Origin of the sequence: Candidatus Allofournierella excrementavium (genome assembly GCF_048526665.1) — a bacterium.
Lineage (GTDB): Bacteria > Bacillota > Clostridia > Oscillospirales > Ruminococcaceae > Allofournierella_A > Allofournierella_A excrementavium.
Genome location: NZ_DBGFPE010000031.1, coordinates 1 through 22,992 on the forward strand (window position 1 = coordinate 1; position 22,992 = coordinate 22,992).

Here is a 22,992-nt window from a genome sequence, read left to right on the forward strand (position 1 = left end):
CACTTTGCCATTAGGATCATGGGCATAAATGCTTTTTCCTTCAGCACTGAACTCCTTAGCCCTGACAGAATGAGGAATTTCTGATGTAAACACCTTGATCTTACTGCCATAGGTTTCGCGTAGGAGAGCGGAGATTTCTTTGGCAAAATTAGTTCGGCTGTCTACCATCGTCAGCAGAATCCCATCAATTTGCAGCTTGGGATTGATTTGTCTACGAACCTTATTGATAGTTTGTAAAAGCTGCTCCAAACCTTTGGCGGGAAGATACTCTGCCTGGACGGGGATTATAACCCTATTAGCGGCAGCCAGTGCGTTGACTGTAAGCATACCCAGGGAGGGCTGGCAGTCGATGAGGATATGAGAGTATTGCCCCTTTAGCGTGTCCAGATATTGTCGCAGAACGGTTTCTCGGCTCATAGCGTTTACCAGGGAGACCTCCATGCCGGAGAGCTGGATGTCGGCAGGCATCAGGTCAACGCCTTCCGGGTGGTGCAGGATGCCCTCGCCGGGGCGCATCGGCTCGTCCATCAGGATACGGCCCATCGCGTCGGACAGAGTAAAGGGCAGCTTGTCCGGCTGGGGATGGCCCAGGCTGATGGTCAGGCTGCCCTGCGGGTCTCCGTCGATCAGCAGAACTTTCTTCCCCGTCTGCGCCAGCCCGATACCCAGATTTGCGCAGGTGGTTGTCTTGCCAACGCCGCCTTTCTGGTTGGCGATGGCGATAATTTGTGTGTTCATTTCAGTTTCCTCCTGTGTCTTGAACAGAAGATGGAATGTAAAGAGGGTAAACTACCCCCTTGGGTTTTCTTAAAATCAAGAACATTTCGGCATCCTTTTGATTTAGGATTCATTTATCACGGTTCTGTACCGGACACTCCCATTGCCTGCGACGCTTTTAACGCTCGGACTGTGGCTGAGTGTAAGTTTTCCCCCTGTCCCTGGATCGTGGCCTCAAGTTATCAAGCTCTTTACCGGCGATAGGGAAGTCGCTCGACCCGTAGGCGTCATGGCGTATCACCGGAGTGGCTCTCCGAGGGACGGTTGTACCTGATGTTCTTCTGAATTTTCAAGGTCCACGAGATGTAACTCTCACTTGTAGGCCACGGCAGAGGCCGTTTGTTGCGCAAAAAATAAAAAAAGGAGCAGAAAATTTTTCTGCTCCCTGTTGTGACAAGGTATAATGACCTTTTATTGTGTGTAGCCACGCTTTTTACTCCAATTTCTAATCAACAGTAAAATCGTGTTGTGCATCTGTTCACTATTGTAATGCGAGGGGAAATACTGCTTGATTTCTTCTTCTTCAACAATCATCGGCTCTCTCTGGTTTGGTTTCTTTTCCGATAAGATACAAACCAAGTAATCTTCTGTAAAGTCTGATTCACTGGCCTTTTCTCGGATGGCTTTTGCCTGAGAAATAGATGGGGTTGCTTTTAGTGCTACCATTACCTTATATAGTAGCTTCTGTTGCTTCTTGTCCAAGTAGGAAATAGATACTGCTGGATTCAATGCCATTTTTCGATTATCAACCATTTCAAGGATTTCTGGTATCAATTCAGTAAGACGGATATAGCGAGAAATTTGGTTGCGACTTTGACCGACTTGTTCAGCAATTAACTCTCTGGATTCTTTTCCGACACACTTCCGCCCAAGTTGGGCGGAAGTAAATCCTTTACGCCCCTGATGGCTCATAGCTACCAACTTCATTTTGTATGCAAAGGCTCTTTCACTTGGGAGAATCGTTTCACGCTGAAGGTTTGCATCTACCATGTTTACAACTGCCTCATCATCCGTCATAGACCGGACTAAAACAGGCATCTCAGAGTAACCCAATACTTCACAAGCCGCTTTGCGTCGATGACCAGAAATTAGTTCATAACAATCCTCACCAATCTGGCGAGCCACCGCTGGATGAATTACACCGTGAATTTCAATGCTCTCAACAAGACGCCGAAATTCCTCATCGTCTCGTACCTGAAAGGGATGATTCTTAAATGGCTTCAGTTGTTCCAAGGGAATGTTTTTTACTGCTTGCCTTTGATCGTCTCGTCTCATAATGGCCTCCTTTACTGAAAGCTGAATTCGTCCAAAATTACGGAATTGGCTGCTGTGAAAATAGCAGCGAGCATGGACAAAATGTATTTTTGAAATCAGAATACATTTTTGCGTTCCCGTTTAGATTTGTACAAACAGCCCAAAATAACAACAAAAAACCCCCGCACATTGCCCAATTGGGAATGTACGGGGGTTTTGGTGATTAGATATAAACCTCCACGGTCAAATCATGCCATTTTGATGGTTTTATGCCGTATCCATGGGATTTATAGAAGGTTTGCGCTTCATCAAATCCAATGGTGAATGACAGAACTCTTACTTGCGGGGGTTCTTGATAGCAGCCTGAGCGGCGGCCAGACGAGCGATGGGCACACGGAAGGGAGAGCAGGACACATAGTCCAGACCCACGCGGTGGCAGAACTCCACGCTGGTGGGGTCGCCGCCGTGCTCGCCGCAGATGCCCAGGCCCAGCTCGGGACGGGTCTGACGGCCCAGCTTCGCGGCCATCTCCACCAGCTTACCCACGCCGTTCTGGTCCAGGTGAGCGAAGGGATCGCTCTCGTAGACCTTGTTGTCGTAGTAGTAGCTCAGGAACTTGCCCGCGTCGTCACGGCTGAAGCCGAAGGTCATCTGGGTCAGATCGTTGGTGCCGAAGCTGAAGAACTCGGCCTCCTTGGCGATCTCGTCGGCGGTCAGGGCCGCACGGGGGATCTCGATCATGGTGCCCACTTCGTACTTCATGTCAACGCCGGCCTCGGCGATGATCTTGTCAGCGGTGGCCACGACCACGTCCTTGACGAACTTCAGCTCCTTGACCTCGCCGACCAGGGGGATCATGATGTGGGGAACGATCTTCACGCCGGTCTCCTTGGAGACGTTGATGGCGGCGTTGATCACAGCGGTGGTCTGCATCTCGGCGATCTCGGGGTAGGAGACAGCCAGACGGCAGCCGCGGTGGCCCATCATCGGGTTGAACTCGTGCAGGCTGTCGATGACAGTGTGCAGCTTCTCAACGCTCACGCCCAGATCCTTGGCCAGATCCACGATCTCCTCTTCCTTGGTGGGCAGGAACTCATGGAGCGGGGGATCCAGGTAGCGGATGGTCATCGGGCGCTCGCCCATGACCTTGTACATGGCCTCGAAGTCACCCTGCTGATAGGGCAGGATCTTGGCCAGGGCCTTCTTGCGGTCCTCAACGTTCTCGGCAACGATCATCTCGCGCACGGCCTTGATGCGGTCGGCCTCGAAGAACATGTGCTCGGTGCGGCACAGGCCGATGCCCTCGGCGCCGAAGTTGACGCCCTGCTTGGCATCGCGCGGGTTGTCGGCGTTGGTGAAGACCTTCAGCTGACGGGCAGCGTCGGCCCAGCCCATGAAGCGGCCGAAGTCGCCGCTGATGGAAGCCTCAACGGTGGGGATAGCCTCGCCGTAGATGTTGCCGGTGGAGCCGTCGATGGAGATCCAGTCGCCGCGCTTGTAGGTCTTGCCGCCCAGGGTGAACTCCTGCTTGTCGTAGTCCACGACGATCTCGCCGCAGCCGGAAACGCAGCAGGTGCCCATGCCGCGGGCCACAACGGCGGCGTGGCTGGTCATACCGCCGCGAACGGTCAGGATGCCCTGCGCAACCACCATGCCCTCGATGTCCTCGGGGCTGGTCTCCAGACGGACCAGAACGACCTTCTTCATGCTGCCGTTCTCAACGCTCTCCTTGGCGTCCTCGGCGGTGAACACCACCTGGCCGCAGGCAGCGCCCGGGCTGGCGGCCAGGCCCTTGCCGATGACCTCGGCCTTCTTCAGGGCCTCGGCGTCGAACTGGGGATGCAGCAGGCTGTCCAGCTGCTTGGGCTCAACGCGCAGAACGGCCTCGCGCTCGTCGATCATGCCCTCGTCCACCAGGTCGACGGCGATCTTCAGAGCGGCGGCGGCGGTGCGCTTGCCGTTACGGGTCTGCAGCATGTAGAGCTTGCCATCCTCGATGGTGAACTCCATGTCCTGCATATCCTTGTAGTGGTTCTCCAGGCGGGTGGCGATCTCCACGAACTGGTCGTACACCTCAGGCATCTGGTCCTTCAGGTGAGCGATGGGGGAGGGGGTGCGGATACCGGCGACCACGTCCTCGCCCTGAGCGTTGATCAGGTACTCGCCGAACAGGGCCTTCTCACCGGTGGCGGGGTTGCGGGTGAAGGCAACGCCGGTGCCGCTGTTGTTGCCGCTGTTGCCGAACACCATGGCCTGCACGTTGACGGCGGTGCCCCAGTCGTAGGGGATCTCGTTCATGCGGCGGTAGACGTTGGCGCGGGGGTTGTCCCAGCTGCGGAACACGGCTTTGACGGCCTCGATCAGCTGGACCTTCGGGTCGGCGGGGAAGTCGCTGCCCATCTTGCTCTTGTACAGGTCCTTGAACTTCACGACCAGAGCCTTCATGTCGTCGGCGTCCAGCTCGGTGTCCAGCTTCACGCCCTTGGCTTCCTTCATCTCGTCGATGATCTTCTCAAAGTCGCTCTTGCTCAGCTCCATAACAACGTCGCTGAACATCTGGACGAAACGGCGGTAGCTGTCGTAGGCGAAACGGGGGTTGCCGGTCTTGGCGGCCAGGCCCTCCACCACTTCGTCGTTCAGGCCCAGGTTCAGGATGGTGTCCATCATGCCGGGCATGGAGGCGCGGGCGCCGGAACGCACAGACACCAGCAGGGGGTTCTTCAAGTCACCGAACTTCTTGCCGGTGATCTCCTCCATCTTGCCGATGTACTCGTAGATGTCGGCCATGATCTCCTCGTTGATCTGGCGACCGTCCTTGTAGTACTGGGTGCAGGCTTCGGTGCTGATGGTGAAGCCCTGAGGCACAGGCATGCCCGCGTTGGTCATTTCGGCCAGGTTCGCGCCCTTGCCGCCAAGGATCTCGCGCATGTCCTTGTTGCCTTCGCTGAACAGGTACAGATACTTCTTGCTCAATATTCTCGACCTCCATAAAAGATTCCACGTCCCGCGGGGCGGGATGCCCCGCCAAACGATAAGAACGCGCATAATATTATAGCAAATCGCGCCGCCAAGCGCCAGAGGTTTTAACGTTTTTATCCATGGATTTGTGGATTTTTTTGCGATCCGGGCCCCCTTCGGGGTTGCAAAGGGCAAAAAAGTATGTAAACTTAAACTGGGGCAGGTTCTGCCGCGGCAAAAACGGCGCGGCCCGCCCCCCGAAAAAAGGAGAGAGCACCCATGTTTTTCAAAAAACAGAGCGCCGGGGCCGACTGGCTGGTGGCAGGCCTTGGCAACCCCGGCAAAAAATACGAGGGCACCCGCCACAACGCGGGCTTTGACGCGCTGGACTTCATCGCCGGCCGCTGGAACGCCCCCACCCCCCGTGTCAAGTTCGAGGGCCTGCTGGCCCAGACGGCGGTGAACGGGCACAAGGTCATCCTGCTCAAGCCCCAGACCTTCATGAACCTTTCCGGCCGGAGCATCGGCGCGGCGGCGGATTTTTATAAGATAGACCCCGCCCATGTCATCGTGCTGTGCGACGACGTGACCCAAAGCCCCGGCAAGGTGCGCATCCGGCCCTCCGGCTCGGCGGGCGGCCACAACGGCCTCAAGGACATCATCGCCCGGCTGGGCAGCCAGGATTTCCCCCGGGTGCGGCTGGGGGTGGGCGAAAAGCCCAATCCCGAATACGACCTGGCCGATTGGGTGCTGGGCCGCATTTCCGGCGCCGACCGCAAGGCCTTCGAAAGCCGGCTGGAGGACGTGGCAAACGCCGTGGAGCTCATCATGGAGGGCAAACTCTCCGAAGCCCAGAACCGCTACAACCGCTGAAAGGCAAAACCGTGTCGTTTGCAAAAACGACACGGTTTTTTTACATGCCGGATGCGATAAAGCGCCCGTTCTGTTTCGTTTTATAAGTGCGGGCGCAAAAAGCCGCCCGCCCGAAAGGAGGACGCGTCTTATGAAGCGTTTGGCAGCGCTGGCCCTGGCGGCAGTTCTGGGCCTGAGCCTTTCCGGCTGCGGAGCCGGCACATTGAGAAGCATGAAGTGGGCCATCGAGCCCGCAGGCGAGTTCGAGGCGGTGGAGCCTGTGGCGGACACCGCCACCGTGGCCGCCGGCATGGTGAGCCGCCGCCCCGGCGAGGCGGGGTATTATCTGGCGCAGAGCCCCGCCGGCTGGGGCGTGCTGAACGCCGCCAGCGGCGACGTGGCCGCGTCGGCGGCCTTTGTGACCCAGCCCGTTCGCTGCGGCGCGGGGCATCTCTACGACCAGGGCCTCTATGAAGGGGAGCGCTGGTACGACTGGGAGACCCTGGAAGAGCTGGACGCCCAGCTGGAGAGCATCGGCACCAGCTACCGCATGGAGGTGGGCCACGGCGGCGGCTCCAACCGCTTTCTGGCGGACGAGGCGGGCGCGGTGAGCGCCGTCAGCTTCGGCGAGGCCAGCATGACCATCCGCCCGCTGGCCGAGATCGAAGGCCTGCCCGGTCTCATCCCGGTGCAGCAGGGGACCCTGCGCGCCGACTGGACCGGCGAGGACCCCGCCACCTGGGAGGACTTCGCGCTGGAGCACGACGGCCGCTTCGCGGTGGCCGCATCCGACGGAACGCTGCTCACCGACTTTGTCTATGAGGCCGCCTGCATGGGCACCGACGAGGCCATCGCCGTCTGCAAGGAGGGCAAGTGGGGCTATGTGGATACGGCGGGCAGGGAAATCATTCCCTGCGAGTACGACGCCTTCTGGGGCGTACGGTGGGACTGGAACAGCGAGACGGAAAAGAACGAGCCCACCACCGGCATCTATCCCGCCCCCTTCACCGAGGGCTGCGTGGTGGTGAAACAGGAGGGCGTCACCGGCGTGCTGAAAGCCGACGGCAGCTGGCTTTTGAAGCCGGGCCAGGTGGAGGACGCGGCCCCCGCCTTCGGCGGCCTTTTGTGGGTGAAGACCGAAGGGAAATGGGGCGCGGTGGAACTGCCGGGCTGACGGCGCGTTTCCCTTGCGTTCGGCAGGTTTTGCCGCTACAATAGAAGCATAGAAAAAACGCGCACCCCGCCGGGCAAGGCCCGACGGGGCGCTGCCCTGTGCCCCAAAACGGCTGTTTTCAGAAAGGTGACTCCATGTTCGACATCCTCAAAAGCACCGCGGAATACAAAAAACTCAAAAGCCACCTGGCCGTCACCGGCCCGGCGGCCCTCTTCGGCCTGCCCCCGGCGGGCCGCGCCCAGATGCTGGCGCTGCTGGCCGCCGAGAGCCGCCGCCCCCTGCTGGCGGTCACGGCGGGGGAGGCGGAGGCCACCCGCCTCGCGGCGGACCTTTCCACCTTCGGCCTTCCGGCGGCGGTGTTCCCGCCCCGGGACTTTCTGCTGCGGCCCATCGAGGGCGCCGGGCGGGAATATGAATACCGGCGGCTGGCAGTGCTGGGCGATCTGGTGGGCGAGCGCCTCGGGGCGGTGTGCGTGCCCGCCGAGGCCCTTTTGCAGTACACCATACCCAAAGAGGAATTCTGCCGCAACACCCTGACCCTGAAGCCCGGGCTGGAACTGCCCCTGACCAAGCTGGAGGAGCGCCTGTTCGACGCGGGCTACCACCGGCGGGGCCAGGTGGAGGGCCCGGGCCAGTTCAGCGTGCGGGGCGGCATCGTGGACATCTGGCCCCCCGAGGCCAAAAGCCCCGCCCGGTGCGAGTACTGGGGGGACGAGATAGACACCCTTTCCACCTTCGACGTGCTCAGCCAGCGGCGGGACGGCGATTTGGAAAAGCTGCACATCAGCCCGGCCCGGGAGGTGCTGTTCGGCTCCGCGCCCGAGACCGCCGCCGCCCTGCGCAGCGCCCTGGCCAAAGAGAAGGGCCGCCGGGCCGCCGCCATGGAAAAGGCCATGGAAACCGACCTTGCCCAGCTGGACGCGGGCCTTGTGCCCGAGGCGCTGGACAAATACATGGGGGTGCGCTACGAAAAGCCCGCCACCCTGCTGGACTATTTCGACGCGCCCATTCTGGTGCTGGAGGAGCCCAGCGCCATCCGGGAGGCCCAGAAGGCCACCGCCTTCCGCCGCAGCGAGGAGCTGAAAGGCCTCTACGAGCAGGGGGTGCTCTGCCCCGGGCTGGACGTGCTCTATGAGGACATGCCCTACCTGCTGGCGGCGGCCCAGAAGCACTCCAGCATCTGCTGCGAGAACTTTGCCCGCACCCTGCCGGGCCTGGAACTGAAAGAGATCATCAACGCCCCCGCCCACGCCCGCCCGCCCTTCTCCGGCGAGGTGGCCTCCCTGGCGGAGGACCTGGAAAACCTCACCCGCCAGGGCTTCGCGGTGGACGTGCTGGCGGGCACCGAGCGGGCCGCCGCTGCCCTGGCCAAGGACCTGGTGAACAAGGGCTTCCGGGCGGGCACCGCAAAAGACATGGTGGCCAGCCCCGGGGCGGTGGCGGTGCGCACCGGCCACACCAGCGCCGGCGCGGAGTACCCCTTTGCCCGCTACGCCCTGCTCACCAGCCGCCGGGCGGGGGAGAGCGAAAAGAAAAAGCCCGCCCGCAAAAAAGACAAAAACGCCCTTTCCAGCCTCACCGACATCGCCCCCGGCGATTACGTGGTGCACCAGAACCACGGCATCGGCATGTACACCGGCATCCAGCGGCTGGAAGTGCAGGGCGTGGTGAAGGACTATCTGAAACTGCTCTACGACAAGGGCGACACCCTGTATGTGCCGGTGACCCAGCTGGACCTGCTCAGCCGCTACACCGCCCCCGGCGACGAGGAGAAGGTGAAGCTGGCCCGGCTGGGCGGCCAGGAGTGGACCCGCACCCGCCGCAAGGTGAAGGCCGCCGCCGCCGAGATGGCCCAGGAGCTCATCGCCCTCTACGCCAAGCGCCAGCAGGCCAAGGGCACCGCTTTCCCGCCGGACGGCGACTGGCAGCGGGACTTCGAGACCCGCTTTGAGTACGAGGAGACCGCCGACCAGCTGGCGGCGGCCGCCGAGATAAAAAAGGACATGGAGAACCCCTGGCCCATGGACCGGCTGCTCTGCGGCGACGTGGGCGTGGGCAAGACCGAGGTGGCCCTGCGGGCGGCCTTCAAGTGCGTGATGGGCGGCAAGCAGTGCGCCATCCTGGCCCCCACCACCATCCTGGCCTGGCAGCATTACAGCAACATGCTGGCCCGGATGGAGGCGTTTCCCATCAAGCTGGGCCTTTTGTCCCGCTTCCGCACCAAAAAGCAGCAGGAGGAGACCATCAAGGGCCTGCGCTCCGGCACGGTGGACATCGTGGTGGGCACCCACCGGCTGCTCAGCGACGACATCAAGTTCCACGACCTGGGGCTCGTCATCATCGACGAGGAACAGCGCTTCGGCGTCAAACACAAGGAGAAGCTGAAGGAGGCCTTCATCGGGGTGGACATGCTCACCCTCTCGGCCACGCCCATCCCCCGCACCCTGAACATGGCCATGAGCGGCATCCGGGATATGAGCACCATCGAGGAGCCGCCGGTGGAGCGCCAGCCCATCGAGACCTATGTGATGGAGTACGACCCGGTGATTTTGGCGGAGGCCATCAAGAAGGAGCTGGCCCGGGGCGGGCAGGTCTACTACCTGCACAACCGGGTGGACAGCATCGAGGCCACCGCCGGCATGGTGGGGCGGATGGTGCCCGGCGCCCGGGTGGGCGTTGCCCACGGCAAGATGACCGAGGAGCAGCTGGGCAAGGTGTGGCAGCAGCTGCTGGACGGCGACATCGACGTGCTGGTGTGCACCACCCTCATCGAGACCGGCGTAGACGTGCGCAACTGCAACACCCTCATCATCGAGGACGCCGACCGCATGGGCCTGGCCCAACTGTATCAGATACGGGGCCGGGTGGGCCGCTCCGGCCGCAAGGCCTACGCCTACTTCACCTTCCGGCGGGACAAGGTCCTCACCGACGTGGCGGCCAAGCGCCTTTCCGCCATCCGGGAGTTCACCAGCTTCGGCTCGGGCTTCCGCATCGCCATGCGGGACCTTCAAATTCGCGGCGCGGGCAGCCTTCTGGGCCAGAGCCAGCACGGCCACATGCAGGCGGTGGGCTATGACCTTTATATGAAGATACTGGCCGGGGCGGTGGCGCTGGCCAAGGGCGAGGCCCCGCCGCCGGACAAGGCGGACTGCCTCATCGACATCACGGTGGACGCCTACATCCCCGACAGCTACATCCCCGAGGCGGCGGGCCGCATCGAGGCCTACAAGCGCATCGCCGCCATCGAGACCGCCGAGGACGCCTCCGACGTGCTGGACGAGCTCATCGACCGCTACGGCGATGTGCCGAAGAGCGTGTCCGGCCTTGTGGACATCTCCCTCATCCGGGTCACGGCGGCCAAGGCGGGGGTCTACGAAATAGGCCAGAAGCGGGACACCCTGCTGCTCTATTCCGACAAGCTCACCCCCGCCGCCATCAAGGCCGCCACGGCGGCGCTGCCCGGCCGGGTGATGGTGAACGCCGGGGCAAAGCCCTACCTGGCGGTGCGGGTGGACCGGGGCGAAGCGCCGCTCACCGCGCTGCGGGCGGTGCTGGAAACCCTTGTGAACGATTGAAAAGCCGCCGTTCGGGCGATATAATAGAAAAAACGCCCCTTTGCGGAAGGGGGGCTGCAAAAGGGGAGGATACGGCGATGAAGATTCTTTGTTCCAACTGCGGGCTGCGCTATGACCCCGCGGTGAACAATGGCATCTGCCCTCATTGCGGGCGCTACAACGAGGCCCCGCCGGAGGCCTTTGTGCCCCAGGCGGAGGAAGAGGCGGAGCCCCAGTACGATGAGGACCCGGAGCTCTGGGCCCCGCCCGCGCCGGTGCGCCGGCGGGTCAGCCGACCGGCGCTGGTGCTGTTCATCCTGTTTTTGGCGGTGTTTGCGGTGGAGTGCGTGGCCTTTCCGCTGGTGACCCGCGCCACCAAAGCCGGGCAGGCCCAGGCCGCCTATGTGCCCGAGGCCGCGACGGAAAGCGCCGCTCAGAACGAGGCCTTCGCCTTCGGCCCCGCCGGGCGGCAGGTGCTGGTGGGCGAAGCCCAGCGGCTGGGCGGCATCCGGGGCACCGAGGAGGGCGCCGAGGTGGTGCGCGTCTGGTGCGAGGTGGACAAGGAGCAGGACTACCGCTCCGACTGGGCCGCCGACGCGTTCCTGCAGGCGGGGGACATTTATTATCCCGCCATCCAGACCTACGACCTGGAGAAGTTCTACCCCGAGCTGGCCGCCGAGGCCCTGGACCCCTACGCCTTCCAGAGCGCCTCCATGGACGAGGGCTGGCTCTACTTCCTGGTGCCGGAGGGCGCGGCGGGGCACACGCTGTGGCTCCAGTGCCAGACCCTTGACCGAAGCTACGACATCAGCGAAACGGCCATGACGGGCATTGCCCTGACCGTGACGGAAGGGAGCGTGAGCGGCGAATGAACCGACAGAACAGCCGTCCCGGCCTGCTCATGTGGGCCCTGGCCGCCCTGGCCCTGGCCGCCGCCGTGGCCCGCTTCGCGGCGGGCATGTCCGGGCTGGACAACGCCCGCTACGCCGCCGACTGGAACGTGACCGCCGACCAGATGAGCGTGCAGGCCATCGAGACCCCCGAATGGGGCGACAGCTTTTACGACTATTACCTCGTCAGCTTCCGGCTGGCCAACCACAGCCAGCGCCCGGTGGACCTGGACGAATACGCCTTCACCGCCGTGCCCCAAAAGGGGGACGACTGGGCCGCCCGCTTTGACTCCGAGTGGGACAGCGAGGCTGCCTACACCCTGCGGCCCCAGGTGCCCCAGGGCTGCACCGCCCCGGTGAGCATGGTGCTGCGGGTGGACCCGGAGGAACTGAAAAGCCGCACCCTGGACGTCTTTTTTGAGGACTATGCCGGCGGCATCCCCCTGGGGCAGATCACCCTGCCGGAATGAACTTCAAAGCGGCCTTTGCCATCAGGGCAGAGGCCGCTTTTTTGCGCCGCAAAAAGATTTTATCTTCGTTCATATTTTCTTCATATCAAGAGGATATGCTATAAACATGAAAATAAGGCGGCGAGCCGCCATCCCGCCCCGCCGGGGCACGGCGGGGGAAAATACCCGAAAAAGGCGGTGTTTTATGAAGACAAGCGGGCCGAAAAACCCCAACAAAGTGCTGCTCTATTACTGCATCGGCGCGCTGGTGGCGCTGCTGGTGTTCAACTGGCTCATCTTCCCCCAGATGATGCGGGGCGCGGTGACCGAAGTGACCTACAACCAGTTCCTGACCGACCTGGAGGCGGGCAGCGTGGTGGCTGTGGAGGAGGACTCCACCGCCGGCACCATCACCTATCAGATGAAGGATGAAAACGGGCGTGACCGCATCTGCCAGACCGCCATCGTCAACGACCCCGACCGGGTGGACCGCATCCTGCTGGCCACCGGCCCCGACGGCGAGGCGGTGCAGTACGGCGGCGTGGTGCCCACCCAGGCGTCCCCCGCCATGAACCTTTTGTTCGGCGTGGTGCTGCCGGTCATCATCATGGCGGCGGCGGGGCAGCTGCTCATGCGCTACATGTTCAAAAAGATGGGCGGGCCCAACGCCATGAGCTTCGGCAAGTCCAACGCCAAGGTGTATGTGGAGGCCCAGACCGGCAAGACCTTTGCCGACGTGGCCGGCCAGGACGAGGCCAAGGAGGCCCTGGCCGAGATCGTGGATTTCCTCCACAACCCCGGCAAATACAACAGCATCGGCGCCACCCTGCCCAAGGGCGCGCTGCTGGTGGGCCCTCCGGGCACCGGCAAGACCCTGCTGGCCAAGGCGGTGGCGGGCGAGGCCCATGTGCCCTTCTTCTCCATCTCCGGCTCGGAATTCGTGGAGATGTTCGTGGGCATGGGCGCGGCCCGTGTGCGGGACCTGTTCCGCCAGGCCGCCCAGAAGGCCCCCTGCATCGTGTTCATCGACGAGATCGACACCATCGGCAAAAGCCGTGACGGCGCGGGCGGCATCGGCGGCAACGACGAGCGGGAGCAGACGCTGAACCAGCTGCTCACCGAGATGGACGGCTTCGACGGCTCCAAGGGCGTCATCATCCTGGCCGCCACCAACCGCCCCGAAACGCTGGACAAAGCCCTTTTGCGCCCGGGCCGCTTCGACCGGCGCATCCCGGTGGAGCTGCCCGACCTGGAAGGCCGCGCCGCCATTTTGAAGGTGCACGCCAAAAAGGTCATGATGGACGAGAACGTGGACTACATGGCCATCGCCCGGGCCACCTCCGGCGCCTCCGGCGCGGAGCTGGCCAATATGATCAACGAGGCGGCGCTGCTGGCGGTGAAGAACGGGCGGCGCATCGTGCGCCAGAGCGACCTGGAGGAAGCGGTGGAGACGGTGATCGCCGGCTACCAGCGCAAGAACAAGGTGCTCAGCCAGAAGGAAAAGCGCATCGTGGCCTACCACGAGATCGGCCATGCCCTGGTGGCCGCCAAACAGACCGAAAGCGCCCCCGTGACGAAAATCACCATCGTCCCCCGCACCTCCGGGGCGCTGGGCTACACCATGCAGGTGCCCCAGGAGGAAACGAACCTCCTCAGCCGCCAGGAGGCGCTGAACAAGATCGCCACCTTCACCGGCGGCCGGGCCGCCGAGGAACTCATCTTCGGCAGCTACACCTCCGGTGCGTCGGGCGACATCGAGCAGGCCACCCGCCTTGCCCGGTCGATGGTCACCCGCCTGGGCATGAGCCGCCAGTTCGACATGATGGCCCTGGAGACCACCGCCGGCAAGTACCTCAATGCCGACTCCACCCTGGCCTGCAGCGAAGGCACCGCCGAAAAGATCGACGAAGAGGTGCTTTCCATCATCAAGGAGGCCCACGAAAAGGCCACGGGCATCCTCAAGGAGAACATCGACAAGCTCCACGAGCTGGCTGCCTTTTTGATGGAGCGGGAGAGCATCACCGGCGAGGAGTTCATGGAGATCCTCAACCGCCAGCCCCTGCCCGAGCAAACGAACCCGTAAACACCGTCCCGCCGCCCTTTTCGGGCGGCGGGAGTTTTTGTTGGTTGTAAGGCGGCCTTCCTTCCCGTATAATGAAAGGAGCAAAAAACGGGAGGAAACGGGACGTGATGAAAAAATTCCTGGCCCTGGCGCTGGCCCTTGCGGCGGCGCTGACCTGGGGTCTTTCCGCCGCCGCCGGGTGGGACCCGCCGGAAGGCGCGGTGAACGCCGAGGCGGTGGTGCTCTACAATGTGGACACCGACACGGTGGTGTACGAAAAGAATTCCCGCGAAGTGCGGGCCGCCGCCAGCCTGACAAAAATGATGACCGCCCTGCTTCTGGCGGAGAGCGGCGAGGACCTCTCCGCCACCTTCACCATCCCCGAGGGCCTTTCCGAAGAGTTCGACCGCATCCAGGCGGAGAACGGCTCGGACGCGGACCTGAAGATAGGGGAGACGGTCACGCTGGAAAGCCTGCTCTACGCCTGCCTTCTGCCCAGCGGCAACGACGCGACCAGCGCCATCGCCTATTACCTGGGCAATGGGAACATGCAGGCCTTCTTTGACAGGATGAACGCCCGGGCCGCGGAGCTTGGGTGCGAGAACACCAACTTCACCTGCGCCCACGGCCTCTACGGCCTGGAATACGGCAACCATTCCACCGCCTGGGACATGTTCCTCATCGGCAGGGCCTTCCGGGAGAACGACCTGCTGATGGAGGTGGTCACCCAGACCGGCTACTGGATGCCCCTCACCAACATGCACACCACGCCCGAGAGCGCCGACGCCCCCGAGGGCGCGGCCTACTACATCACCACCACCAACGTGATGCAGCTGCCGGACCAGGAACTCTACCGCCCCTACATCCGGGGCATCAAGACCGGCTTCACCGACGAGGCGGGCCGGTGCTTCGTGTCCAGCGCCGAGTCGGGGGGCATGACCTGGCTGCTGGTGGTGATGGGCGCGCCCATCCAGCTGGCGGAGGACGGCTTCAACTGGGCCTTCCACACCACCGCCGACCTCTACGACTGGGCGCTGGTGAACTTCTGGCCGGTGGCCCTGCCCAACACCGAGACCCCCGTGGCCAGCGTGCCGGTGAAGTGGTGCGCCGAGGCCGACACGGTGGCCCTCTACGCCGCCTCCACCCTCACCACCCTCCAGTGCGCGGACAGCACCGTGGAGGTGGTGGCGGAGGACGTGCCCGAGACGCTGGAGGCCCCGGTGCAAGCCGGGCAGGCGGCGGGCCGGGCCGTGGTCTATGTGGACGGCGAAGCGGTGGGCACGGTGGAGCTGGTCACCGCCGGCGCATGCCGGCGCAGCGCCTGGCTCTACTATAAGGAACAGCTGGGTCCCTTTGCCCCCGCCTTCATCGCGGCGGCGGTGCTGGCGGCGCTGCTGCTCTTCGGGGCGGCGCGGGCTTCGGCAAGGCGCAGAAAGCGCGCCCGGCGGGCCGCAAAAACCAGATAAGACAAAGACGGGCGGGGCCTTCCCTCAAAGGGAAGGCCCCGCCCGGTTTTCGTTTTGTTTTCAGCGCCCGTCACGGCCGGTCCGCCTCCAGCTTGCGCAGGGCGGGCTCGATGACCAGATGGAAGTTCAGCATCCAGTTGTCCTCGGTGGCCTGCACCGCCCCTTCCAGGTCCCGGCGCTGCAGCGCGTCGATGATCTGTTCGTGGCCCTGCACCGACTGGGAGCGGAACTCGTTGTGCTTGAAGAACTGCACCTCGGTGCGGGCGATGTGGATGGACAGGTCGCTGATGAAGGCGCTCAGATACTTGTTGGCCGCCAGGTCCAGCAGCACCTGATGGAACTGCTCGTCCGCCGCCTGGGTGCGCAGCTGGTCGCCGGTGGAAAGGCAGTGGTATAATTCCAGGTTGCGGGCCTTCAGCTCCCGGATGACCTCGTCGTTCACAAGGGGGAAGGCCAGCCGCACCGCGTATCCGTGCAGATGAGACAAAAGGGGATAGCTCTGCCGCAGCGACGCAAGGTCGATGGGCGTGACCCGGGTGCCTCGCCCGGGCAGGATCTCCACCAGCCCTTTTTCCGCCAGGACCTGCAGCGCCTCCCGAACGGGCGTTCGGCTCACCTGGAAATAGCGGGAGAGCTGCTCGTCATAAAGGCGCTCGCCCGGCTCCAGCGTTCCGTCCACGAGCCACTGGGCCAGAGTTTGCAGCACCCGCTCCTTGGCCGTGGTGGGCTGCAGGGGCTGGGTGTCTTGAGGGACCGGCATGATAGGACTCCTTTAACAGTAAACTTGGGTCTGTGCTATCACATCATTATACTACGCCCGCAAATCGGGTGCAACAAAACCGCGCCAAAATCCCTTTCTGCGCCCTTTCCATGCACGCTTGTGCACGAAAAATCTTCACTCTTCAAAAAAGAGGTTGAAAAAGTTGCATAAAGGCGCTATATTCAATATGCAATATATCGCATATTTCTCCACCGGAAATATGCGCCGAGGAACACGGAAAAGAGGTAATTGGAGATGAACGAGAGCTTCAAGGCGGTCCACTGCTCCCACGAGAGCACGGGCCTGTCGGACGTGAAACGCTTTGGCTGCGAGAACGCCAAAAAGGTGCAGGCGTTCCACGCCAGCTTCCCGGAATACACCCCCACCCCGCTGGTGAATCTGGGCGGGCTTGCGGGCGAACTGGGCCTGGGCAGTGTCTACGTCAAGGACGAGAGCTACCGCTTCGGCCTGAACGCCTTCAAGGTGCTGGGCGGCAGCTACGCCATCGGCAGCTACATCGCCGGCCGGCTGGGCATGGACATCAGCGAGCTGCCCTATGAAAAGCTGGTGAGCGACGAGGTGCGGGCCAAGCTGGGCGAGATCACCTTTGTCACCGCCACCGACGGCAACCACGGCCGCGGCGTGGCCTGGACGGCCAACCGCCTCAAGCAGAAGGCTGTGGTCTACATGCCCCAGGGCTCCGCGCTGGAGCGTCTGCACAACATCCAGGCCCTGGGGGCGGACGCTTCCATCACCGACCTGAACTACGACGACGCGGTGCGCCTTGCCAACGAGGGCGCCGAGAAGTACGGCTGGGTCATGGTGCAGGACACCGCCTGGGAAGGCTATGAGGATATCCCCGCCTGGATCATGCAGGGCTACACCACCATGGCGCTGGAAGCGGTGCAGCAGCTGGAACAGATCCGTGCCCAGCGGCCCACCCACATCTTCCTGCAGGCGGGCGTGGGCGCGCTGAGCGGCGGCCTGACCGGCTTCTTCGCCGACCTTTACGGCGATGAGGAGCGGCCCATCATCACCATCGTGGAGCCCAACAAGGCGGACTGCATCTACCGCACCGCCCAGGCCAACGACGGCAAGCTGCACTTCGTCACCGGCCGGATGGACACCATCATGGCGGGCCTTGCCTGCGGCGAGCCCTGCACCATCGGCTGGGAGGTCCTGCGGGACCACGCCGACAACTTCGTCTCCTGCCCGGACTATGTGGCGGCCAAGGGCATGCGCGTGCTGGGCAACCCCATGCCGGGCGATGTGCGGGTCATCTCCGGCGAGAGCGGCGCGGCCACCCTGGGCTTTGTGGCGGAAGTCATGCAGAACGAGAGCCTGGACTGGCTGCGTGAGGCGCTGCAGCTGAACGGGAATTCCCGCGTGCTGTGCTTCTCCACCGAGGGCGACACCGACCGGGCCAACTACCGCCGCATCGTGTGGGACGGCCTGCACCCCAGTTTTTGAGCTTCGGCCGCACCCCGAGGAGGGCGGCTGACGATATATTAAAAGGAGGCAAGGATCATGTTTGACAAACTGGTAAGCATCACAGAATTCCTGTGGGGGACGCCGCTGATGATCCTGATGGTGGGCGTGGGCCTGTATCTCACCATCGGCACCGGCTTCTTCCAGATCCGCAAGTTCGGCACCGTGCTGAAAAAGACCGTGGGCGAGGTGTTCAAGAAGGACAGCGACAGCTCCCAGGGCGAGGGCCAGCTCAAGCCCTATCAGGCACTGTCCACCGTGCTGGCGGGCACCGTCGGCAGCGGCAACATCGCCGGTGTGGCGGCGGCCATCGCCGTGGGCGGCCCCGGCGCCGTGTTCTGGATGTGGGTCATCGCCCTGGTGGGCATGATGACCAAGATGGCCGAGGTCACCCTGTCGGTGGCCTACCGCAAGAAGGGCGAAAACGGCGAGTTCTACGGCGGCCCCATGCACTACATCCGTGAGGGCCTGGGCGGCGGCCTGGGCAAGTTCCTGGGCGGCTTCTACGCCGTTGCCCTGTTCGTGCTGGTGGTCACCGACGCCTGCTTCGTGCAGACCAACACCCTGGCCACCTCTGCCCAGGAGACCTTCGGCATCCCCCTCATCGTCAGCGGCGTGGTGCTGGTGGCCCTGAGCGTGTTCATCATCGTGCGCGGCGGCGTGGAGAAGATCGGCAACTTCTGCGGCAAGGTCGTTCCTCCCATGTGCCTGCTGTACATCGTGGGCACCCTGGTGGTGGTCATCGCCAACATCGCCAACGTGCCCGAGGCCTTTGGCATGATCTTCAAGTACGCTTTTGCTCCCATGCCCGCGGTGGGCGGCTTCGCCGGTTCCACCCTGGCGCTGGCCATGGGCCGCGGCGCTTCCCGCGGCATCTTCTCCAACGAGGCCGGTGAAGGCACCGCCGCCACCGTGCACGCCACCGCCCAGACCGACCACCCCGTGCATCAGGGCATGTACGGCGTGCTGGAGGTCTTCATCGACACCATCGTCATCTGCACCCTCACCGCTCTGGCCGTCATCACCAGCGGCGTGTGGAGCAGCGGCGCCACCGGCGCGGTGCTCACCCTGAACGCCTTCGAGACCGTCTGGGGCCAGTGGGGCACCTACATCCTGTGCGTTGCCATCATCCTGTTCACCTATTCCAGCTACCTGGGCTTCTTCGTGGAGTACCGCACCAGCACCGAGTATCTGTTCGGTGAGAAGGCCCTGAAGTACCTGCAGTGGTTCTTCTTCGTGCCGCCCATCCTGGCGGTGACCATGCCCATCGAGGCCATCTGGTCTCTGGCGGACATGGCCGTGGGCTTCATCGTCATCCCCAACATGATCGCCATCCTGCTGCTGAGCAAGAAGTTCTTCGGGCTGTTCCGGGAATACACCGGCCGTCTGGACAAGGAAAAGGCGAAAAACTGAAAAAGCTCTCTTACTTCTCTCTCATAAAGAACGCCGCGGAGGCCCCCAAAGGCCTCCGCGGTCTTCTTTTTGTGCGCCTCCACAAAATTTTCACCGTTCTTTCCGGCTGATTTCACAATCCCCCCGTAGAATACACCGTAGCGTTCGCCCGGCCCGGGCGAAGACAAGGAACAATGGGGGAATTATTTTATGAGCAAGATCAAAACTGCCTGTGCGGGCGCGGCTGCCTTTGCCGGCCGGCACAAAAAAGCAGTCATCGCACTGGCGCTGCTGGTGGTGGCCGCGGCGGCGGCCGCCTTTTTGCTGCGGGGGCGCTTTGTGCGCCCGGTGAGCCTGCCCGCCGCGGGCGGCAGCTATGTGCGCACCGTCACCCTGCAAAAGGGCACCCTGGAGGACTCCATCAGCGCCACCGGCACGGTGCAGAGCAGCGATGTGTCCAACGTGACCACCGACCTGAAATACACCGTGAAAACGGTGAACGTGCAGGTGGGCGACTCGGTGGAGGAAGGGGACGTTATCTGCACCCTGGACACCTCCGAGCTGGAGGAGAGCATCCGGAAATTGCAGGAGAGCCTGGCCGACGCAAAGGCCGAAGCCCAGAAGCAGTATGAAAAGGCCCAGGCCAGCCTCACCGAGGCGGAAGAGAACGTCAAGAGCACCTACGACGACATGAAGGAGGCCGAGGACGAGCGGGATTCCGCCAAGAGCGCCTACGAGACCGCGGCGGCCGCGGTGAAGAGTTACCAGGCCGAGGTGGACGCCGCCAACGCCGACCTGCTCACCAAGCTGAACGCCCGGCAGGCGGCGCTGAACGCCTACACCGCCGCCGGCGGCACCGTGGACGAGAACGGCGACCCGGTGACCTCCGCCACCTCCGAGGCCGCCTCCACGGCGGCGGACCTGTCCGCCCTGGCGGATGCGCTGGTGAAGGCCAACGGGGAGTACAAGTCTGCCGAGCAGACCCTCAAGACCGCTGAGGCCAATCTGCAGACGGCCCAGTCCGCCTCCAATTACACCGCCCTTTCCAGCGCCTACAACCAGGCCCAGACCGCCTACGAGCAGGCCAAGACCACCTACGAGAACGCCATCAAGACCAGCGAGACCGCTGAGGAAAGCCGCGACACCGCCCTGGAAAACTACAACAAGGCCGGCGAGAGCGACGAGCTGGAAGAACTGCAGTCCCAGCTGGAAAAATGCACCCTGAAGGCCGAGACCTCCGGCAAGGTCACCGCGGTGAACGCCACGGTGGGCAGCGCTATCGACGGCGCCGCCGCCACCATCCAGGACACCGACAGCCTGAAGATCTCCATCACCATCGCCGAGTATGACATCGACAGCGTCAGCGAGGGCATGCACGCCGTCATCACCAGCGACGTGATCGACGGCGAGATCAACGGCACCCTCACCCAGATCTCGCCCACCGCCTCCGGCGGCGGCTCCTCTTCCAGCACCTTCTCCGCCGAGGTGACGGTGGACGACGAAAACAGCGGCCTGCTCATCGGCACCAACGCCAAGGTGCAGATCATCCAGTCCACCACCGAGGACGTGTTCACCGTGCCCCTGGACGCCATCGAGGAAAAGGAGGACGGCACCTCCGTCATCTATGTCCAGTCCGGCGAAGAGAACGGCGAGCCCGTCTTTGAGGAAGTGCAGGTGGTGGTGGGCGCCACCAACGACTACTACGCCGAAGTCAGCGGCGTGGACCTGGAAGAGGGCATGATCGTGCGGGCCAGCGCCAGCCTGGAGGAAGCCACTGAAGAGGTGACCACCCCCTCCGACATGATGATGGGCGGCGGTGGAGTGGTCATCGCCGCGCCCGCGGACGGCGGCGGGGCCATGCTCTCCGGCGGTGGCGGCGGCAACATGGGCGGCGGCCGGCCCGGGATGGGAGGCTGACGGCCATGCAGCAGCCCATCATTGAGATGCACGGCATCGTCAAACGCTATTACATCGGCAAGCCCAACGAGCTGGAAATTCTCCACGGCATCGACCTGGAGGTCTGGCCCGGCGAGTTCGTGGCCATCGTGGGCGAGAGCGGCAGCGGCAAGTCCACCCTGATGAACATCATCGGCGTGCTGGACCGCCCCACCGAGGGCAGCTACACCCTGGACGGGGTGGACGTGGGCAAAGCGAAGGACAGCGCCCTTTCCGCCATCCGCAACCGCAAGATAGGATTTGTGTTCCAGACCTTCAACCTCATCGGGCGCACCAGCGCCCAGAAAAACGTGGAGCTGCCCCTGCTCTATGCCCGGGTGCCCGCCCGCCAGCGGGCAAAGCGGGCGAAGGAGCTGCTGGCCCAGGTGGGCATGAGCGAGCGGGCCAGCCACGAGCCGAACGAACTTTCGGGCGGGCAGAAGCAGCGGGTGGCCATCGCCCGGGCGCTGGCGAACGAGCCGGCGCTGCTTTTGGCGGACGAACCCACCGGCGCGCTGGACTCCGCCACCAGCCGCACCGTCATGGACATCTTTCACGAGCTGCACCGCCAGGGCATGACCATCGTGCTCATCACCCACAGCCAGCAGCTGGCCCAGGAGTGCCAGCGCATCCTCACGCTGCGGGACGGGCGCATCATCTCCGAGAGGAAGGGGGCGGGCCGCAGTGCTTGACAACATCCGCATGGCCTTTGCCAGCCTTTGGGCGGGCAAGATGCGCGCCCTGCTCACCATGCTGGGCATCATCATCGGCATCGGCTCGGTCATCGCCATCGTCACGGTGGGCGACTCCCTCTCCGGCTCCCTCGCCGACAGCCTCCAGAGCTTCGGCGTGGGCAACATCACCGTCAGCCTGCAGCAGAAGACCGAGAGCGACTCCGGCGGCGGGGTGCGCATGTTCAGCATGGCCCAGCCCTCCGAGGAGGACCTCATCTCCGACGCCATGCTGGAGGAATACCAGACCGCCTACGCCGACAGCATCTACGCCATCTCCCTGGAGAGCGGCCTGGGCAGCGGCACGGTGGGCAGCGGCGAGGACACCGCCTCCGTCCAGGTGACCGGCGTCAACGCCCAGTATGCCGACGCCAACGAGCTGGAACTGCTCTGCGGGCGCTTCATCAAGGATTCCGACGGCGAGCGCCAGCTGGCGGTGGTCAGCGACCTGGCCTGCGAGACCCTGTTCGGCCGCGCCGATTCCTCGGTGCTGGGCCAGAGCTTTCAGGTCACGGTGGGCCAGAAGCTGCTCACCTTCTATGTGGCGGGCGTCTATGAATACGACGACAGCGGCTACTTCAGCATGACCGGCGAGGACCCGGTCACCGAGATGTACATCCCGCTGGCGGCGGCCCAAAAGCTGGGCGAAACGGACGAGGGCTACCAGAACTTCACGGTGGTGGCCGCGGCCGGCACCGACACCACCGCCTTCCTGGACGAGACCGAGGCCTTCTTCTCCAGTTTCTACACCCGCAACGAGAGCTGGACCGTCACCGCCACCAGCATGGAGAGCCTCATCGAGGAGATGACCAGCATGCTGAACACCGTCAAGCTGGCCATCAGCGCCATCGCGGCCATCAGCCTGCTGGTGGGCGGCATCGGCGTGATGAACATCATGCTGGTGAGCATCACCGAGCGCACCCGGGAGATCGGCACCCGCAAGGCCCTGGGCGCCCGCCGGGGCGACATCCGCCTCCAGTTCATCACCGAGGCGGTGGTCATCTGTCTGGTGGGCGGCGCGCTGGGCGTGGCCCTGGGCGTGGTTTTGGGCAGCGTGGGCGCGTCCCTGCTGGGCTACGCCGCAAAACCCAGCCTCTCTGCCATTCTCATCGCGGTGGGCTTCTCCATGGCCATCGGCGTGTTCTTCGGCTATTACCCGGCGAACAAGGCCGCCAAGCTGGACCCCATCGAGGCCCTGCGCTACGAGTGAGCGCGGCCAGGCTTTCGGGAGACGGCGGCAGACAAAAAAG

General features: G+C 63.3%; 16 protein-coding genes. 12 read left to right on the forward strand and 4 right to left on the reverse strand.

Annotation, left to right across the window (positions count from 1 at the left end):
* From ACMI1Q_RS07920 to ppdK, 3 genes are all read right to left on the reverse strand, one after another.
* Positions 1–738 (reverse strand): ParA family protein (locus ACMI1Q_RS07920; protein ID WP_419503376.1); only part of this gene is annotated, 738 nt, incomplete at its 3' end.
* 450 nt (positions 739–1,188) lie between these two features.
* On the reverse strand, positions 1,189–2,052 hold the full coding sequence (locus ACMI1Q_RS07925) for a ParB/RepB/Spo0J family partition protein (protein ID WP_178711314.1): 864 nt from the start codon (positions 2,050–2,052) through the stop codon (positions 1,189–1,191).
* 315 nt (positions 2,053–2,367) lie between these two features.
* The gene (gene ppdK, locus ACMI1Q_RS07930) at positions 2,368–5,004 is read right to left on the reverse strand and encodes a pyruvate, phosphate dikinase (protein WP_419503377.1); all 2,637 of its coding nucleotides are present in this window, start codon (positions 5,002–5,004) and stop codon (positions 2,368–2,370) included.
* Positions 5,005–5,268: 264 nt separating this feature from the next.
* Here ppdK and pth point away from each other — a divergent pair, with 264 nt between their 5' ends.
* The 7 genes from pth (at position 5,269) to ACMI1Q_RS07965 (ending at position 15,436) form a co-directional block, all read left to right on the forward strand.
* The gene (gene pth, locus ACMI1Q_RS07935) at positions 5,269–5,862 is read left to right on the forward strand and encodes an aminoacyl-tRNA hydrolase (RefSeq protein WP_419503378.1); all 594 of its coding nucleotides are present in this window, start codon (positions 5,269–5,271) and stop codon (positions 5,860–5,862) included.
* A gap of 130 nt (positions 5,863–5,992) precedes the next feature.
* On the forward strand, positions 5,993–7,015 hold the full coding sequence (locus ACMI1Q_RS07940) for a WG repeat-containing protein (protein WP_419503379.1): 1,023 nt from the start codon (positions 5,993–5,995) through the stop codon (positions 7,013–7,015).
* A gap of 134 nt (positions 7,016–7,149) precedes the next feature.
* Positions 7,150–10,590: a transcription-repair coupling factor gene (gene mfd / locus ACMI1Q_RS07945; RefSeq protein ID WP_419503380.1), complete on the forward strand. Its 3,441-nt coding sequence runs from the start codon at positions 7,150–7,152 to the stop codon at positions 10,588–10,590.
* A 77-nt stretch (positions 10,591–10,667) separates the two neighbouring features.
* A complete protein-coding gene (locus ACMI1Q_RS07950) occupies positions 10,668–11,441 on the forward strand; it encodes a hypothetical protein (RefSeq protein WP_177522228.1) in 774 nt (257 codons plus the stop codon).
* The gene (locus tag ACMI1Q_RS07955) at positions 11,438–11,929 is read left to right on the forward strand and encodes a hypothetical protein (protein WP_417025446.1); all 492 of its coding nucleotides are present in this window, start codon (positions 11,438–11,440) and stop codon (positions 11,927–11,929) included. The genes ACMI1Q_RS07950 and ACMI1Q_RS07955 overlap by 4 nt, the downstream gene beginning before the upstream one ends.
* A 184-nt stretch (positions 11,930–12,113) precedes the next feature.
* Positions 12,114–13,991, forward strand: a complete 1,878-nt coding sequence (ftsH, locus tag ACMI1Q_RS07960; protein WP_419503381.1) for an ATP-dependent zinc metalloprotease FtsH — start codon at positions 12,114–12,116, stop codon at positions 13,989–13,991.
* Positions 13,992–14,098: 107 nt separating this feature from the next.
* Entirely contained in the window at positions 14,099–15,436 is a 1,338-nt protein-coding gene (locus tag ACMI1Q_RS07965; RefSeq protein WP_419503393.1) for a D-alanyl-D-alanine carboxypeptidase family protein, read from the forward strand.
* Between the two features lie 70 nt (positions 15,437–15,506).
* On the opposite strand, the gene ACMI1Q_RS07970 is transcribed toward ACMI1Q_RS07965, so the two are convergent.
* Positions 15,507–16,196 carry a GntR family transcriptional regulator gene (locus ACMI1Q_RS07970; RefSeq protein ID WP_177522493.1) on the reverse strand — a complete coding sequence of 230 codons (690 nt, stop codon included), beginning with the start codon at positions 16,194–16,196 and terminating at the stop codon, positions 15,507–15,509.
* A 255-nt stretch (positions 16,197–16,451) separates the two neighbouring features.
* Between ACMI1Q_RS07970 and dpaL the strand changes: the two genes are divergently transcribed.
* The 5 genes from dpaL (at position 16,452) to ACMI1Q_RS07995 (ending at position 22,952) form a co-directional block, all read left to right on the forward strand.
* Positions 16,452–17,666, forward strand: coding sequence for a diaminopropionate ammonia-lyase (gene dpaL, locus ACMI1Q_RS07975; RefSeq protein WP_419503382.1), 1,215 nt, complete (start codon positions 16,452–16,454; stop codon positions 17,664–17,666).
* Positions 17,667–17,723: 57 nt separating this feature from the next.
* Positions 17,724–19,097 carry an alanine/glycine:cation symporter family protein gene (locus tag ACMI1Q_RS07980; RefSeq protein ID WP_419503383.1) on the forward strand — a complete coding sequence of 458 codons (1,374 nt, stop codon included), beginning with the start codon at positions 17,724–17,726 and terminating at the stop codon, positions 19,095–19,097.
* Positions 19,098–19,286: 189 nt separating this feature from the next.
* A complete protein-coding gene (locus ACMI1Q_RS07985; protein WP_419503384.1) occupies positions 19,287–20,993 on the forward strand; it encodes an efflux RND transporter periplasmic adaptor subunit in 1,707 nt (568 codons plus the stop codon).
* Positions 20,994–20,998: 5 nt separating this feature from the next.
* Positions 20,999–21,703, forward strand: a complete 705-nt coding sequence (locus ACMI1Q_RS07990) for an ABC transporter ATP-binding protein (RefSeq protein WP_418442325.1) — start codon at positions 20,999–21,001, stop codon at positions 21,701–21,703.
* Positions 21,696–22,952 carry an ABC transporter permease gene (locus tag ACMI1Q_RS07995; protein ID WP_419503385.1) on the forward strand — a complete coding sequence of 419 codons (1,257 nt, stop codon included), beginning with the start codon at positions 21,696–21,698 and terminating at the stop codon, positions 22,950–22,952. Before ACMI1Q_RS07990 ends, ACMI1Q_RS07995 begins: the two co-directional genes overlap by 8 nt.
* The last annotated feature ends 40 nt before the right edge of the window (positions 22,953–22,992 follow it).